The organism is Croceivirga lutea (genome assembly GCF_014235875.1).
Taxonomy (GTDB): domain Bacteria; phylum Bacteroidota; class Bacteroidia; order Flavobacteriales; family Flavobacteriaceae; genus Croceivirga; species Croceivirga lutea.
The window spans coordinates 246,300-264,427 of sequence record NZ_JACJUK010000002.1 but is presented as its reverse complement, the minus strand read 5'-3'; the positions used below and the strand labels follow the sequence as shown (position 1 = coordinate 264,427).

General features: G+C 34.6%; 7 protein-coding genes. 2 read left to right on the top strand and 5 right to left on the bottom strand.

The annotated features are described in order from the left end of the window. The 3 genes from H5V42_RS04680 to H5V42_RS04670 are packed head-to-tail and all read right to left on the bottom strand — an operon-like array spanning position 1 to position 9,860. Complete coding sequence (locus tag H5V42_RS04680; protein ID WP_185781967.1) at positions 1 to 3,249, bottom strand: VCBS repeat-containing protein; 3,249 nt, start codon at positions 3,247 to 3,249, stop codon at positions 1 to 3. Further along, positions 3,236 to 6,574 carry a VCBS repeat-containing protein gene (locus H5V42_RS04675; protein WP_390809392.1) on the bottom strand — a complete coding sequence of 1,113 codons (3,339 nt, stop codon included), beginning with the start codon at positions 6,572 to 6,574 and terminating at the stop codon, positions 3,236 to 3,238. Before H5V42_RS04675 ends, H5V42_RS04680 begins: the two co-directional genes overlap by 14 nt. After that, a complete protein-coding gene (locus tag H5V42_RS04670) occupies positions 6,564 to 9,860 on the bottom strand; it encodes an FG-GAP-like repeat-containing protein (protein ID WP_185781965.1) in 3,297 nt (1,098 codons plus the stop codon). Before H5V42_RS04670 ends, H5V42_RS04675 begins: the two co-directional genes overlap by 11 nt. Positions 9,861 to 10,016: 156 nt before the next feature. Between H5V42_RS04670 and H5V42_RS04665 the strand changes: the two genes are divergently transcribed. Then, positions 10,017 to 11,666 (top strand): solute:sodium symporter family transporter, encoded by a 1,650-nt coding sequence (locus H5V42_RS04665; protein WP_185781964.1) that lies wholly within the window; start codon positions 10,017 to 10,019, stop codon positions 11,664 to 11,666. Positions 11,667 to 12,083: 417 nt separating this feature from the next. Here the strand turns inward: H5V42_RS04665 and H5V42_RS04660 are convergent, their stop codons facing one another. Beyond that, the gene (locus tag H5V42_RS04660) at positions 12,084 to 13,652 is read right to left on the bottom strand and encodes a RagB/SusD family nutrient uptake outer membrane protein (protein ID WP_185781963.1); all 1,569 of its coding nucleotides are present in this window, start codon (positions 13,650 to 13,652) and stop codon (positions 12,084 to 12,086) included. An 18-nt stretch (positions 13,653 to 13,670) separates the two neighbouring features. Beyond that, positions 13,671 to 16,769: a SusC/RagA family TonB-linked outer membrane protein gene (locus H5V42_RS04655; protein WP_185781962.1), complete on the bottom strand. Its 3,099-nt coding sequence runs from the start codon at positions 16,767 to 16,769 to the stop codon at positions 13,671 to 13,673. A gap of 339 nt (positions 16,770 to 17,108) precedes the next feature. Between H5V42_RS04655 and H5V42_RS04650 the strand changes: the two genes are divergently transcribed. Continuing rightward, a complete protein-coding gene (locus H5V42_RS04650; RefSeq protein ID WP_185782266.1) occupies positions 17,109 to 18,128 on the top strand; it encodes a LacI family DNA-binding transcriptional regulator in 1,020 nt (339 codons plus the stop codon).

Sequence of the window (18,128 nt, the reverse complement as noted above, 5' to 3'; positions counted from 1 at the left end):
TTACGTATTTATTTGGTATAGTTGTGCTTCTTCATTGTTAAAAACCGCAAGTAAATAGAATTTGCCGTTGAATTCAAAAACTTGAAGTTTTCGAATAGATTTTTGTGTAAAATCGAGCCCTAAGTTACCACCTAAAATTACTTCATTTTCATTACTTATCAATGCTCCAGGAAAACTATCAAATCGACCATGGTATGGTTTAACACCAAAGTAATTTCCGGCAGCTAAGGCTTCTACTTTGCCATCTTTATCAAAATCAAATATTGAGAATTCTAAAATTGGAGCCAATTGTAATTCAAGGGTAAATGGAACAAAGGTAAACTCACCATTGTTGTTTTTTAGATAGCCAGATTCTAAAGTGTTAACCTCTAGAATTTTTGCTTTTTTTAATTGATTTTCATCAAAAATCTCTAACAGTGTTTTGCCAGCGAAACTGCGGTAATTAGTAAACTTTTTTCTTAATGATACCATTTGGCCCGCTAAGTCATCAAGAGTAGCGAGCGTATATTCTTTATTATTTTTTTGAATTGTAACCACTGTTTCAGAAGTTCCGTTAGTATCAAAGTCTGAAACATACATTTTCATTGGAGCGTTTGCAGTTGCTTTAAATTTAGAATTGGTACCCCAATTACCTAATAAATAGTCTAGATCACCATCACCATCTATGTCAAAAGGGGCTATTTTTTGCCATAAACCAGTAATTTTTGGAGAAGATATTGGCGTAAATTTTCCGTTAGTATTCTTAAAAAAGTACGGTTGCATCCACTCACCAACAACGATTAAATCTTTTTGATTGTCACCGTCAAAATCACTCCAGACAGCATTGGTTACCATACCTAAATCTGCAAAAGATTCTTGTTGTACAGGCTTAAACTTACCGTTGGTGTTTTCTAATAATTGTGAGGTTGGTTTTTTGCCATAAGCTGCAGTTATAGACTGCCTACCTACAAAAACATCTTCATCTCCATCTTGGTCAAAATCATAGGGAATTATCACCGAGGTATTTTCAAAAATTTCAGGGAAAGAATTTTTAGTGAAAGTGGAATCGCTTGCCACAAAATAACTTTCGGTAAGTGCTTCTGCATTTCCGAAAAAGTCAGCACCGCCACTTCCTAGAATAATATCATTTTGTAAATCACCATTAGCATCAACTACTGCAATGGTAGTTACCTCTTTAATAGAATCATTGTTTACAAAAGGCATTTTTTTTCTAACAAATAAGGAGTCTTGCTGAAGGTAAATTTGATTGGCAATAAATTTTGAACCTCCAATAAAAAAATCTTTTTTACCATCGTTATTAATATCCTCAAAAGCAACAGCAGGACCTCTGTCAGAAACCTGATATGGGATTAATTTTTCACGATTAAAATGAATGTAATTATCCTCTTTATGCGTAATGTCTAATCCTAGTTTCTCTTCTAATTTTTGAAATCGTAGGTTATTAGGTCTAGTATCAGCTTTAAATTTAACGGGTTTTGTGTTTTCTGGCTGAATAGTTAAGGTTTGATTAGTCTTTACCTGAGTAAGTACTTGAAATTGATTGTTGGGCCAAATAATTTTAAGAGAATCAATAGTTTCTTCTTGGCCAAACCCAAAGTGAATTATAGGTTCTGAAGACGCCTGAAAACCTCTAGAAGGTTGTAATTCTTTGTAAGACAACTTACCAGCAACATATGCGTAAACTTTGGTTCCAATGCCGTGCGAGTTTTTTTCTGAATACTTAAACTTTAGCTTTATATAATTGTTAGCATCGTTTGTTTGATTAATGTAAAATTTTGCTTCTTCATTGAGATTATTAGTAATAAGGTCTAGGTCTCCATCTAAGTCGAAATCAGCATATGCAGTAGCACCAGAAATCAAAGTGTCTTTAGTAATCCACGCATTAGACAAGTCTTCAAACCCAAGTTTACCTTTGCCTCTAAAAACATAATTGTGACTATTACCAGAAGGCATTAAACTTAGTGCCTTGTCATCTACTAATTTGGTGTTGTCAATTTTCTTTAGAATTTCATCACTAGAAACAAACTTGATAAAATCTAAATCGTTGGGTCTTTTAGGAATACCGTTAGAAATAAAAAGGTCTTGTTCTCCATCTTGGTCAAAATCAGCAAATAAAGCACTCCAACTCCAGTCTGTTGCGGCAACTCCACTAGTTAACGCAGTTTCTAGAAACTTACCATCTGGTTGATTTACAAAAAGCATGTTACGCGTAAACTGATAATGATAACCGTATTGCTCTGTACGTATACGTTGGGTTTGAATGTTATCATCGCCTTCAGAAGCTTTTAGTGGAACTTCTTCTTCTGGTAACATATCTAAAGAAATTAAATCTGGTAAACCATCATGATTAATGTCTGCAACATCATTACCCATTGAGAAACGAGTAGTATGTCCAAAATGGTTTTTTAAACTTTCAGTAAAAGTGCCGTCTCCATTATTCAGATAAAAATAATCATCTTCATGAAAATCGTTACCAACATAGATATCAGGATATCCGTCAGTATTAAAATCTGCTATTGATAAACCTAAACCATAACCATTTATACCACCATAAATACCAGCTTCTTCACTTATATCAATAAATTTTCCGTTATCATTTCTGAGAAGACGGTCTCCAGTTTCGTAATTACGTTCGTATCTGAGATTGACTCTACCAAAAGAGTTTTCGGTATGTACAGCGTGGTTAAGAAGGTACATATCTAAATCACCATCTAAGTCGAAATCAAAAAAAGCAGCATTACTGCTGTAGGTATCTAAATCTAGACCATATTTGGCGGCTTGCTCTGAGAAGGTGCCATCACCGTTGTTTATAAATAATTCATTAAACCCGTTAAAGCCATTTATACCAATAACTGCACATACGTAGATATCTAGAAAACCGTCACCATTAACATCTGCCATGACAGTACCGGTATTCCATTCGCTATTACCAGCAACCCCAGCTTTTTCAGTAATATCTTCAAATTGTAAGTTGCCTTTATTGAGATACAGTTTGTTTTTAACTTGATTACCGGTAAAATAAATGTCTGGGAGACCATCATTATTTATATCACCAACGGCAACACCACCGCCATTATAAAAATAGAGGTAATCTAAAATGTTTAAATCATCTGTGCTGGTTAAAGTGTTTTTAAATGTTACACCAGTTTTAGTAGCCTTAGGATGGGAAAATAGGCTACCTTCTTTACTGTTGCAACAACAAAGAACAAGAAGACCAAAAAATAAAATAAAAGCTTTATTGAAGCGCATAGATTTTAGGTTTATTCTCATTAATTGCTGCAATGATAAATTTGTTACCTGCTTTGTCTGCAAACTGCTTTAAGTCTTTTACTTCATCTCTTATAAAGAATCCACTTTTTTGATAGTCTTGCCATTCAAAATCTTGGTTTCCATTACTTACTAAAACATTACCGTAGTTAGCATCTAGCCTAGAAAATTGTGGCTTATATTCAAAATCGTTACCTGCCATAATTAGGTCTAGATTACCATCATTATTAACATCGGTACAAGTAATGCCACAAACACATGATAATTGAACCCTAGAGGGTAATTTTTTGACAGTGAAGTTACCACTGCCATCATTGTAAGCAACTACAGATTCTGAGAAATTTACAGGTTTTACAATTGATTTTGCAATTACGTTTTCTGGAAATAATTCTTGAATAGTTCTACTGGCGTAATCAGAAGCTTTTAAGTTTTCTTTTTTTAGCGAAACTAACTGAGCGGTTACTTCTTTTTTCTGAAGAATAGGATAATCACCACCATTTTCAGTTTGGGTTACTATTTGCTCAATTGTACCATTGTTATCAAAATCGTTTACCCAAATTTTCATTGGTTTGTCTAATTCTGGTTTGTAATGAAGGTTGGCACCGTGGTTACCTAGCACCAAATCCATATCACCGTCACCATCTAAATCTGCAGTTTCAACAGTATTCCACCATCCTGATAAGCTATCTAAGGAAGAATTTATTTTACGTATTCTACGTCCTGAGTTTTTATAAATTTGAGGTGTTCCCCAATCAGAGACTGTTACCAAGTCTTTTTTAGTATCACCATCAATATCTACCCATACAGAAGCGGTTACCATGCCTGCATCTTTTAAGTCATAACCAGACTTTTCTGTAACATTGGTGAATTCACCATTACCATTATTTTGAAGTAGCATATGTTCAGGATTTACCCCATAAACACCAACCACACTTCTTGAACCTACAAAAAGGTCAACATCGCCATCTGCGTCATAATCATGTGCCGCAATGGTTGAAATATTCTTAAAAACAGAAGGTAAATCTTTCTCAGCTTTACTAAATTTACCCTTACCATTATTCATATAAAGGCGTGGTTTGTAGTAGCTGCGGTCTAAGTTAATATCGTTACCGCCAGAACCAATTACAAGGTCTAAATCACCGTCGTTATCAGCGTCAAAAAAAGTTGCAGCAACATCTTCTAAATCTTTGTCTTCGAATAAAACGTTCTGACTCGTTTTAGTTAAAATACCTTTACCACTATGTAGGTATAACGTGCCGGCTTCACCTTTAGCACCACCTATAAAAACATCTTCATGGCCATCACCATTTACATCACCAACAGCCATTGCAGGGCCTTCTTGAGATATTTTTTTATAAATGAGTCCTTCAAAATCAAAGTCATTGTAAAAATTCTCTTTATGAGCTATTAGCTTACTATTGTCAATTTCGTTCAACAAGGTTTTTGTAGCAGAAGGTTTAGATGGTTTGTAGATTTGGGTTGCCTCAGCTTGACTAAGTGTTAAGGTTTGATTAGCCTGAACATCTTTTAATGTAACCGTTTTATTGTTGGGATATACCACTCTGATAGAATCAAGTTTTTCAAATGTTCCAAGACCAAACGTCATATCATAATCCATTGAAGACTGAAAACCTCTAGAGGGCATGAGTTCTTGGTTAACTATGTTGTCTCCAAAGTAAAAATCAACTGATGTTCCAATGGCAAATGTGTTATTGCCTTCACCTTTAAACTTTAGTTTTATAAAATTATGGTCGGTCATAGACTCGCTATTGTTCTTGTAAATAAAGGCAGGCGTATTTACATTATTAATTACGAGGTCTAAATCACCATCGTTATCCAAATCGCCATAAGCAGCCCCATTAGAACGTGTAGGAAGTTCAAAGCCCCATTCTTTATTAGCGTTGTTAAAAGTAATGTCTCCATTATTTTTAAAAGCATAGTTGGGTTGGGGTTTAATAGGCATTTTGTTAATGATGGAATCTATGGATTCTTTGCGGCCTGTTAATGCCATTTTCTGAATAATTTCATTAGCAAAGAAGTCTACAAAATCCAAATCTGTAAGGTCATGATTAATACCGTTTGAGACAAAGATGTCTTTAAAACCATCATTGTTCATATCAAACATTAAACCAGCCCAGCTCCAGTCTGTGGCATCTACACCACTGAAATAGGCTACCTCAGAAAAGGTGCCATTGCCGTTGTTGAGTTGTAAAGTGTTTTGAATGTACTGCTGATAAAAATCTTTACTTTGTTTAAGTTTATAAACATTATACCCCTCAAATTCCATTACTGATTTTACACGTTGTTCAGCTTCAGGAAGCATATCAGTTATAAAAATATCATTGTTACCATCATTATTAATATCACCAATATCAATACCCATAGCAGAAAGGCTTAGGTGAGAGGTATAGTTCTTAATTTCTTCAGTAAAAGTGCCATCTTTTTGATTAATATAGAGGTAATCTCTTTCATAGAAATCATTAGAAACATAAATGTCTGGCCATTGGTCTTTGTTGATGTCTGTAACTAAAACACCCAAGCCAAAGCCAATTAAACTTCCATAAATACCGGCTTCTTCACTAACATCTACAAAGTTTCCATTATCATTACGTAAAAGCATATCACCTACACCTCTAAAAATGTGCGGAACACCTTCCCAATCTTGTGCTCTTACCTCTCGTTGCTCGGCATAACCTAAACTACTTACCGGGATGTTACTATTATTAAGTATGTAGGCATCTAAATCACCATCTTTATCATAATCAAAAAAGGAAGCATGTGTAGTAAACCCTGTTTCGGCTAAATTAAATTCTTTTGCCTTTTCTGTAAAAGTTAAATCACCATTGTTAATGTAGAGGTCATTATCATGATTGTTGCCCTCCATATTACCGGCGTTACTAACATAAATATCTAGTAAGCCATCGGCATTAACATCAACCATCATAACCCCAGTAGACCAAGGTTTGTTGCCAGTAACGCCCGCGTTTTCTGAAATATCTTCGAATTTAAAATCTCCTTTATTTAGGTAAAGTTTATTTGCGACCATGTTTCCTGTTAGAAAAATGTCTGCTAAGCCATCATTATTAATGTCACCAATAGCTACGCCACCTCCATTATAAAAATTGCGGTATTTAAAAATATTAAAGTCCTTTTGGTTTTCAACAGCGTTGTTAAATGTAACACCCGTTTCTTCTTGAGAAAGCAAAGTGAACAGGGTTTTTTCTTCTTTTTCTTCTACGACATTAGATTGTTTTTTGCACGAAGCAAATAATACAATCATTAGTAAAACACTAAGGTTAATTCTCATTTGTTTCATTTAGTTTCTCAAACATTAACAATGGACCGTTGTTCTGACCAATGATATAGTTTTTGGTATTTTGTATAGTTATGGTATTACTGTTTCTAACAGCACCAAGTATTTCTAAGTTTTGAGTGATTTCAATTTTAAAACCCTCATTTTTATCGTTTTGCAAAAATAACCCTCGTAAAGCATCTAAGCGACCAAGTTGGGTGTTAATTTCAAAGTTGTTTCCGGTAATTAAAATATCGGTATTATTATCGTTATTAAAATCATCTGAAATTATGTCGAAAATAGGAGCTTGTTGAGCTAGCCAGGGTAGTGGATGCTTTTTGAATTTTCCTTTACCCATATTTTCGAAGTAACAACTCTTAAGTTCAGTAACAAATTTTTGTTCTGCCTTTTTGAGTTTGTCATTACCAAATAACTCTGAGACACTTGCAGATGCAAATTCATGGTAAGAAAGGTAACTTTTGTTCAAAAAAGGAAGTTGTTTTACTAAATCATCTTTGGATGCGAATGGAGTTTCAATATCACCATGAAAATAAGTAACCAATGGTTCAACTTTACCGTTACCATCAAAATCATTTCTATACAATTTCAAAGGTTTTTCAGCGCTGGCACTAAGTTTAGAGTTTAACCCCCAATTACCGCAGAAGATATCTAAATCACCATCATTGTCAAAATCAGTTGCGTGAATAGTATTCCATAGTCCATTTGTGTTTTTAAATGCATCTACGTTAGATTTTTTTAGTTCTTTACCGTTGTTAAGAAATAACGTAACTGGCATCCACTGACCAACGACAATAATATCAGCATAACCATTTTCATCTATATCAAAGACAACACTTTCTGTAACGTTACCAACCATTGCAAACTTTGAAGCCAAATCTATTGTGCTATTTGTGAATTTGCCATCTCCATTATTACGTAATAAATATTGCTTAGGGGTTTTACCAAATGCTCCTGGAATGGTGTTTGAGGTAAAAATGAGATCTAAATCACCATCATTTTCAAAATCAAAACTATTTATTGAAGAAATATTGCTTTCTATAGTAGGAAAGCCAGTTTTGTTAAGTTTTAAAATACCCTTGTTGTTTACATATAATCGTGGTTGAATTGCCGTGCCATTGCTGAATTCATTTCCTCCACTGGCCACAATTAAGTCTAGAAAACCATCATTATTTACATCTACAAATAGTGAAGCGGTATCTTCATTTAATTTGCTTTGCTCAAATAGTTCATTTTGAGAAGGTATAAAAGTACCATCGGTGTTTTGTAAAAAAAGCTTGGAAGCTTGATTTTTTGCTCCTCCAAGAAAAATATCTTCAAGACCATTTTGGTCAATATCTGCAACTGCAATAGTTGGCCCCCAATTAGAATTGGCAAAAGGAGCTAATGGTTCACGGTCAAAGTCTAATGAGCCATTTTCTTTATGCAAAAAACCTATACCCATTTTTGACTTTAGAAAAGAGTTGGATTTTGCTTTAAATTCAGGAATGGTATTCTGAGCCTCATTTTCTTTTAGTCTTAGCAATGTATTGGATTCTATATTTTTCAGTATTTGAGACTTTCCAGAAGGCCATAAAACCAATAAAGAATCTATTTTGCCCTTACCCAAACCAAAATGAAGCGTATTGGATACTGCAGATAAATAACCCCTTGTTGGAAAATGTTCTAAGGTCTGAGATTTGTCTTTTTGGTACAGAACTAATTTGCATCCAACTCCAAATTTATTTGAGTTTTCTCCATCCAGATTTACCCTTAAAAAACCATGATTGTAATTACTGTTGTTTTTTAAAATAAAGGCCTTTTCATTTACATTATTAACCACTAAATCTAAATCTCCATCATTATCTAAATCGGCATAAGATGCCCCATTGCTGAAAGATTTTGATGTTGGCGACCAGTCTTTAGTAACATTTTTAAAGGAGTAGCCGTTCGCACTTTTGAAAAAATAATTGGTTACTTTTTTAGCCGGTATTTCTTTAGTTAATGGCATGTCAGAACTTTTCATACCACCTTCAATACGTTTTTGAATATCAGCATTGGCAATAAAATTCATGTAATCCATATCATTGGTAGCACCCAAGATTCCATTGGTTATGTAAATGTCTTTTAAACCATCATTATCAAAATCTGCAAGTAAAGGAGACCAAGACCATTCTGTAGCTGCAATTCCAGATAATTCAGCAATTTCTGAAAAAGTATTGCCGTTATTTAAATGCAATGTGTTTTGCATGAACTGCGGATTGTACCCATTTTTTAAATATTGTTGGTAAATAGGAAATCCGTATTCTAAACCAGAAGTTTTGTAGGTTTTTAAATTTTCTGGTAGCATATCTAGAGAGATAATGTCTTGTAATCCATCATTATTAAGGTCAGCTAGTGCATTGCCCATAGAGTAATGAGAAGTGTGGCCTAAAGGATTTTTTTGACTAATAACTTCTTTAAATGTGCCATTTTTTTGGTTTACGTAGAGGTAGTCGTTTTCAAAAAAATCATTACCAACGTAGATATCAGGGTAACGGTCATTATTGATATCTGCAATTGAAATCCCTAATCCGTAGCCAATACTTCCTTGAAAAATTCCGGCAGTTGAAGAAACATCTTTAAAGAAGCTATCATTGTTTTGGTAAAGTCTATCTCCTGCAAATGCATCAACTTGTTTTCTTTTAGCACCTTTACCATAAGTTCGGTTCGGATGAACAGAATGGTTTAACAAGTACATGTCTAAATCTCCGTCTAAATCATAATCTAAAAAACCGGCTTGTGTAGAAAATCCAGAAAAATCTAAACCAAAATCTTTGCTTTGTTCTTTAAAAATGGGGATGCCATCATCATTAATTCCTTGATTAACATACAATAAGTTATGACCTGCTAGATTTTTGTAGTTAGCAACCTTACAAATATAAATATCTAATAACCCATCCGCGTTAATATCTACTTGTGTAACCCCAGTTGACCAACCACTAGAATTGTTAATATTGGCAATGGTTGTAATATCCGTAAACTTAAAATCTCCGTGATTTAGATATAGTTTGTCAGCCCCTTGATTGCTGGTGAAATAAATATCAACTAAACCATCATTGTTAAAATCAGCAGTAGTTACCCCAGCACCGTTATAGTAGTACAGATAGGTTAAAATATTTAATTCTGGATGTTGCTTCAGTGTATTTGAAAATTGAATTCCAGTAGCAGTAGAAGGGAGCTCTGAAAATACATATGATTGTTTTTTTTCATTACAGCCTACTAGTACAATTAAAAGAAAAAATGCCTTTAAAACCCTAATCATTCTCCATTTCTGTAATTGGCTTTGCAAGATAATGAATCTAATTGTCAGAAGTTTTTAAGATAGATGTACAAAAATTGTTAAGGTTGTGTTATTTTGGTCTGATTTCTTTTACTTTAAGAATAATTCTGATTTTACAACTAACTAAACTAATAAATCATGATTGGCATTCTCTCGTTTGTAGGATTTACCGCCTTAGTGGGACTAATAGCATATTTAGCAACTAGAAAAACTGACGAAAAAACATCTGATGGTTATTTTCTTGCCGGAAGAAGTCTGACTGCTGGAGTAATTGCAGGTTCTTTATTATTGACCAATTTATCAACAGAACAAATTGTTGGGTTAAATGGTAGTGCATATAAAGATGGGTTATCTGTTATGGCATGGGAAACTTTAGCTGCTATTACAATGGTGGTTACTGCTATATTTTTACTACCTAGATACTTAAAAGGAGGATTAACAACGGTGCCGCAGTTCTTAGCTAAACGGTTTGATGTGGCTACTAAAACCATTACTTCTGGCCTGTTTTTAACAGGTTATGTAGTAGTGCTGTTACCCGTGATTTTATATTCTGGTTCAGTTGCTATAAGCGGCATGTTTAATATTCCAGAATTGCTGAATGTTTCAGATAAAACATCAGTAATTATATGTATTTGGGGTATTGGCGTAATTGGTTCAATTTACGCTGTTTTTGGTGGGTTAAAAGCAGTTGCTGTATCTGATAGTATAAATGCAGTTGGACTTTTAATTGGGGGTATTTTAATCCCAGTATTTGGATTAATGGCTATTGGTGATGGTAGCGTAATTGAAGGGTTAGAATCACTTTCTGCAAATCAAGCGGAGCGTTTAGATTCAACAGGTGAATTTTGGCAAGAAGTCCCCTTTGTTACCCTATTTACGGGTATGATGTTGGTGCAGTTATTTTATTGGGGTACAAATCAGCAAATTATTCAACGTGCTCTTGGAGCCAAAAATTTAGCTGAAGGTCAGAAAGGGTTGTTATTAGCTGCATTTATTAAGATTTTGGGGCCTGTAATACTAGTTCTTCCTGGTATGATTGCTTACCAATATTTCAATGGTGAAATAGCTTCTAATATGGCTTATGGAGAATTGGTGCGAGCAGTGCTTCCAAAACCATTAGTAGGATTTTTTGCTGCCGTTCTTTTTGGTGCAATATTGAGTTCTTTTAATAGTGTGTTAAATAGTTCTGTAACCCTTTTTGGTTTAGATATATACAAACAGCATATTAACAAAGAAGCATCAGAACGAACAGTTGTAAAGTATGGAAAAGTTTTTGGTGTTTGTCTAGCTTTGGCAGCAATGTTTATAGCGCCATTAATAGATAGTGCAGGTAGTATATTTGATTATTTGCAAGAGGTTAATGGTATTTATAACATTCCGATTCTAACAATTATTGTTGTAGGATATTTAACCAAAAGAGTACCTGCTATTGCTGCAAAAATTGCAATTTTCTTAGGTTCTGGACTTTACATTGTTAGTCAGTTTATAATTGGTCCAAATAGAGTTGGAACAGCATTAGAGGCAGCAGCAGCAAAAGGAATTACAGATGAAACTACGTTGCGAATAATTGAAGCGGAAGCTTATCCGCATTATTTGCATATAATGGCGATACTATTTTTACTAAATGTAGCCATTATGTTAATTATAGGATATTTTAAGCCTAGAAGTGAAGCTTATGTGCAAGAGTATACCAAACAAGTTGAAATAACACCTTATAAGTATGTTAAACAAGTTGGTTTAGTTATTTGTCTAGTTGTTGTAGCTATTTATGTAATGTTTGCTAAGTAGTATATTAAGAGCTAGATAATCTGAAGGGGTGATTGTAAAATCATCCTTTTTTTTATTTCTATCAGTATATGTTTTACAATGCAAAAGATAATAGAATTGGTAATTATGTAAACTTTATACTTGAGTAGTAATGAGGTATTGTCAAAAACAGTAGCCCTGCATATGGGTTATTATTTTGGGACAGGATTAATATAAGCTTGGAAAGAATTTTTAGAAGGATGGTTTTAAGTTATAAACTCCTATTGCAGTATTCGTTCTATTTTGCTCTAATTTATAAGGGTGGGTGTGTTTTTAAACTTAGCTATTGTTCTAGTTTAAGTAATTCAAGCAACTAGAAGTTAATAAGTTTGCAACTCAGGGTAAATAAAAAGCCCGCTATTAAAGCGGGCTTTTATTGTAATTAAAACATCTAATTTCTTAGTAACCAGGATTCTGAACTAAGTTAGGATTAGATAATAATGCTAATGTTGGAATTGGGAACAAGTTTCTGTTTGCATCACCAACTGCATCTGGGTTTTTGAACTGCCAATCTTTAGTGAATTGGTCAAAACGAATCAAGTCAGTTCTTCTGATAGCTTCTTTGTATAACTCACGACCTCTTTCAGCTAAAATATCGTCTAAAGTAGCTGTTCCAAGTGGAGTAGCATCTCTAAGAACACGTAGTTCATTTACCATAGCAGTAGCATCACCACCATTACGTAACATAGCTTCAGCCTTCATTAAATGAGCGTCAGCATATCTAAAGATAATCTCATGAGCTCTGAAAGAACCACCATCACCTAATGGGTGATATTTAATTGTTCTAATACCAGTGTCTTCACCGTTACCTACTAATCCAGGTAATTCTTTAGTGAATTGTAATGGTTGACCACTTCTAGTAGTTAATGGTTCACCATCAGCACCGTATTGTTGACCTACTAAGAATCCAAATCCTACACCACCAGTTTCTTCAATATTTCCGTCTGCAGGATTAGGAACAAAACCACGACGCTCTTCTTGACCATTTCCTGCACGATTAGTATCGGCAGGTCCTTCGAATGAATCATAAAAATCTGATAGAACGCAGAACCCATTCCAACCACCTCCACCGTTGTCAGGAGATACGATGTTGTAGTGCATACCATTCCAGATACGATTACCTACACCAGTTGGTAACCACCAAATAGTTTCAGTGTCAGCAGATTGCTCAAAAATGTTAAAAAAGTCATCTTCTAAAGCGTAACCTTCAGCAGCAATTTCATCAACTAAATCAATTACCTCTTGCATGTTAGCAGAACTAGGAGTTCCAGTACCATCATAAACATGTGCATTTAGTAACACTCTTGCTTTTAAGAAACGTGCTGTTGCTTTAGAAGCTCTACTTTGGTTATCAACATCGCCAGCGGCAACAGAAGGTAAACCAGCAATTGCTACATCAATATCAGCTAAAACATCTGCTAACGCTTCAGTTCTAGTACGAACAGTTGGATTTTCTTGAGGTCCAGCATCAACTGGTCTAAATGGAACTTGACCGTACATATCCATGATAACCCATGTTGAGAAAGCTCTTAAGAAGCTTGCGTCTGCAATTTCATCGGCAGATGCATTACTTCTAGAGTCTAATACCTCAGAAGCTAAGAATAATCTTTGGTTCCAGTTGTTCCATACGTTTAGTACGTATTGGTGTCCTGGATCCCAAGTGTGCGCATGTAAAGTTCTCCAAATACCATTGTCACCCCAGTCTGTACCTCTTGTAGGTACTAACTCATAATCACCAGCTACTTCTTGTAAAGCATAGAAGTTAGCTTGGTCACCTATACCGTTAAATCCGTTATAAATGTTATCAATTGATGCTTGTGGGTCTTCAACCCCATTAAATGTACCACCAGTAGCGGTAGACTCATCAATGATAGAATCAGTTGCTTCAATCTCTAAATCTGTACAAGAGACTGCTAAGACCGCTGTAGCAGCAGTAAGCATGAATAGTTTAATTCGATTTCTTTTCATTTTATTCAATTTTTTTAATTAGAAAGTAGCATTAAGACCAAAAGTTATTGTGCGAGGTCTTGGGAAAGCTGTGTAATCTATACCAGCAGTTGGAAGACCGTTTAAAAGGTCACCTGAACCTGGTTGAACACTAACTTCAGGATCTAATCCACTGTAATCAGTGATTAAGAACAAGTTTTGACCTGTAGCAGATAATCTTAAGCTCTTAAACAAACCATCACCTTTTAGAGGCACATTGTACCCAATGGTTGCGTTTTGTAAACGAACAAAGTCACCTTTTTCTAAGAAGCGAGTAGATACTTCTGCTGCAGCATTTGGAGCTTCACCTGAAGTAAGAACATCATAAGTTACATTTCTTGCATTACCAATAGAACCAGCAGTAAAGAATGCATTTCTAGTGTTGTTATACACAGAGAAACCAAACTGACCCGCTAAGTATGCAGAAAAATCCCAATTTTTATAGCTAAAATTAGTTGAGAATCCAGCGTTGATATCTGGTAAGGCATCTTCGCCTACAAATTGCTGAACATCACCAATTGGTTGACCATTAGCGTCAAATCCTTGGAAATCTCTTAAATAATAAGAAAATAGTGGTTGACCACCAGCTAAAATTTGAGCAAAGGCTAATGAAAGACCTTGACCTCTAATGGTACCTGCAGGAATTTGACCTGGGAAATCTTCAAAGATATTGTCATTGTAAGCAATGTTGAAAGAAGCGTTCCAGTTGAAATCTTCAGACTGTACTACATCATATCCTAAAGCAAATTCAATACCTTGGTTAATCACTTTACCATCATCAATATTATCAAACACAAATGGCTGTGGAGCAGGTTGTGCAGATTGTAAGCTCAATAATAAATCGTTTGTTTCTTTGCGGTATACGTCAATAGATCCAGAAAGTCTGTCGTTGTTAAAACCGAAGTCAAGACCTACACCATATTGTAAGGTTTCCTCCCATTTAAGTGAGTTGTTTACGAAAGAAACTACACCAGTTCCAGGAATACCATTGATAGCCCCGTCGTTTGCGATACCAGTTCCTCCATATCTTTCACGACGAACAAAGTTACCATACCCTAAACCTTCTTGGTTACCAGTTATACCACCACCAATTCTAAGTTTTAATGTAGAGATAGCTTCACCAATAAAATCTTCTTCTCCAATTTGCCATGCAAATGCGGCAGAAGGGAAAATACCATATTGGTTGTCAGGACCAAAACGAGATGAACCGTCAGCACGAACCGTACCAGTAAATAAATACTTACCTGCAATGGAGTAATTAATTCTACCAAAGAATGATTGTAACTCATCAGTAAAATCAAAAGTATCAGCAAAAATAGAACGTACAGCAATTTGCTCAGGAGCAATAAAATCAGTTTGAACAGAAGGGAATAATCTATTAACAAAAATCTCAGATTGGTTTGTACCAATACCAAACTGCTGGTAGCTACCAGAAATAGAAGATTCAATAGTGTTTGCTGAGTTTTCTAAATCAGTACCCATATTATCTAAGTTTGTAGTACTGAATCCCCAACCTTGAACATTTCTACCTTCTCTACCAAAATCTTGGAAAGAGTAACCAACTAATACATCAATATTTGAGTTTTCAAATTCTTTAGTATAGTTAAGAGTAGCTTCTAATAATCTGTTTTCAACGTTAATATCATTAACATTACCTCTACCATTACCAGCAGATCCATTATCTAGACCAATGATATTAGCGTTTGTCATTGAGTATCTGGTTGATTCAGAAGTGTCATAACCAAAAGTTACTTTACCTTTTAATTCAGGGGTAAATGCATACTCAGCTGAAAAGTTTCCTAAGAAACGATTTGTATTAGAAACACTTTGCGTGTTTTCTAGAACATTAGATGGAACAGGTAAACCAACTTGAGGATTAAAATTGGCATTGTTTGGCCAAGTTGGATTTGCTGAATAAGCAGCACCTAGTAAGTCACCACGGAAACCAGCACTACCACTTACTGGCGGAGCTTCATCGTTAACTCGAGAAACAGTTGCTTGTAAATTTAAGCTCAATTTGTTATCAAAGAACCTGTGGCTCCAGTTTAATCTACCGGTTAAACGCTCTAATGATGAGTTTTCAACAACACCAAATTGTTTTCCATAACCAAAAGTAGCTCTTATGTTTCCATCACCGTAGTTGTTAGACCATGATAAGTTTTGGTTTTGAGAAGCTACTGTTCTAGTAACCACATCTTGCCAATCTGTATTAGAACCGAAATTCGCGTTCGCAACATTTCCTCCATAATCACCAACAGCTCGTAAATAATCTCCAGCGCTTAACAAATCATATTCATTGGCAGGGCTAGAGATACTTAATTGAGAAGAAAACTCAAAGTTTCCACCGCCTGATCTACCACTTTTAGTAGTAATGATAACAACACCATTAGCACCCCTAGATCCGTAAATAGCCGTTGCAGAAGCATCTTTTAAAACACTTATGCTTTCAATATCAGCTGGGTTTAAGAAGTTCAACGGGTTTCTAGAACCTGCTGAACCAAAACCAGTATCTTGACCGTTAGCGGAAGTATCGTCACCAGCCAATGGCACTCCATCAACCACAAATAATGGATTATTATTAGAACGTACAGAGTTTGTACCTCTAATTCTTAATTCAACCCCAGCTCCAGGTTCACCACTAGTTTGCGTAATTTGAACACCAGCAGTTTTACCTTGTATTAATTGTTCTGGAGAAGCAATAACACCACCATTAAAATCTTCAGACGTTACTGCAGCAACAGCACCAGTAGCATCTTTAATAGTAGTTTGACCATAACCTATAATAACTACTTCATCTAGAGCCTGAGCATCTTCTTGCAAAGTAATATTAATGGTTGTTTGACCACCTACAGCAATTTCTTGTGTAGAGTAACCAATGTAGCTAAAGACAATAGTTGCACCAGAATCGACATCGTTCAAGGTGTAATTACCGTCAAAATCAGTTTGAGTACCGTTGGTAGTTCCTTTAACCACAACACTGGCTCCCGGTAAAGGGCCATTGGAGTCAGAAACAGTACCAGATACCGTCTGAGCTTGCAGTGCATTTACCACTAAAAATGCACTAAAAAGAAGCAAGCTTTTAAGAAGCGTGATCTTCATAGAAATTAATTTTAAGTTTAGTTAATTTAAATTCAAGAGTTAAACATATGTAAAAATAGTGTTAAAACCTTGTTTCGAATATGCTAAACACTTTCGAAAACGGTTTCGTGTTAACAACTTTAAAAAACAGCGTTTACACAATTCATACAAGCGAAATTTATTGAATTCGTAAAAATGTACGACATAAAATTCGGTATTTAACAATTTTTCCTCAAATATAGGTATTTTTAAAAGCTTAGTGAATTTTCATTAAAGTAGGATTAAGACTGTTAAAGAATTAACCATTTGTCAATACTCAAGTGTTCTTTAAATTAGTTGAATTAAGGGTTGAATAGAATGATAAAAAAGAAGATTAAACTAAAAGATATAGCTAAGGAGTTAGAAGTATCTATTTCTACGGTTTCAAAGGCACTTAAGAATAGTGAAGAAATAAGTAGAGATACTAAAGAAAAGATTCAAGCTTTTGCTAGACTTTACAACTATAAACCAAATAACATAGCGGTAAGTCTTAAAAATAAAAGAACTAAAAATATCGGAGTAATAATTCCAGATATTGTGCATCACTTTTTTACTACGGTAATAAGAGGTGTTGAAAATTATGCTTTAGAAAAAGGGTATAACGTAATTGTTTGTCTTTCAGATGAATCTTTCGATAAAGAAGTTATTAATATGGAAATGCTTGCTAACGGTAGTATTGATGGTTTTATCATGTCATTATCTGCTGGTACCGAGAAGAAAAAAGATTTTAATCATTTAAAAGAAGTTACAGATCAAGGTATACCATTAGTGTTGTTTGATCGTGTTACCAATGAAATAGATTGTGATAAAGTAGTAATTGATGATATTCAAGGGGCCTATGTAGCAACAAAAAAATTAATTGATGAAGGTCGAAAACGTATTGTTTTATTAACAACGCAAGATTTTTTTAGCGTTAGTTTAAATAGGAATTTAGGATACCAAAAAGCATTAAAGGATGCTGGAGTTAAAGTAAAAGATGATTTTATATTGAAATTACCTTTTATGGATGTTGATGATAAAGCTATATCTGAATTTTTAGAAAGAACAAAACCTGATGCTATATTAAGTACCAATGAAATTTTTGGAATTTTTGCCATGCGTGTACTTCAGAAAAAAGGCTTTGAAATTCCAAATGATATTTCAATAATTGGTTTTACAGATGGTTTGTTAGCTCAACATGCCAATCCTGCTATCACTTCTGTTGCACAACATGGCGAAAAAATGGGTGAAATGGCAGCTAAAATGTTGATTGATAGAGTTGAAAATGAAGAAGATGAAGAACCAAATTACCAAACCAAGATTATAGCACCCACCTTAATTGAACGAGAATCCACATTTTAG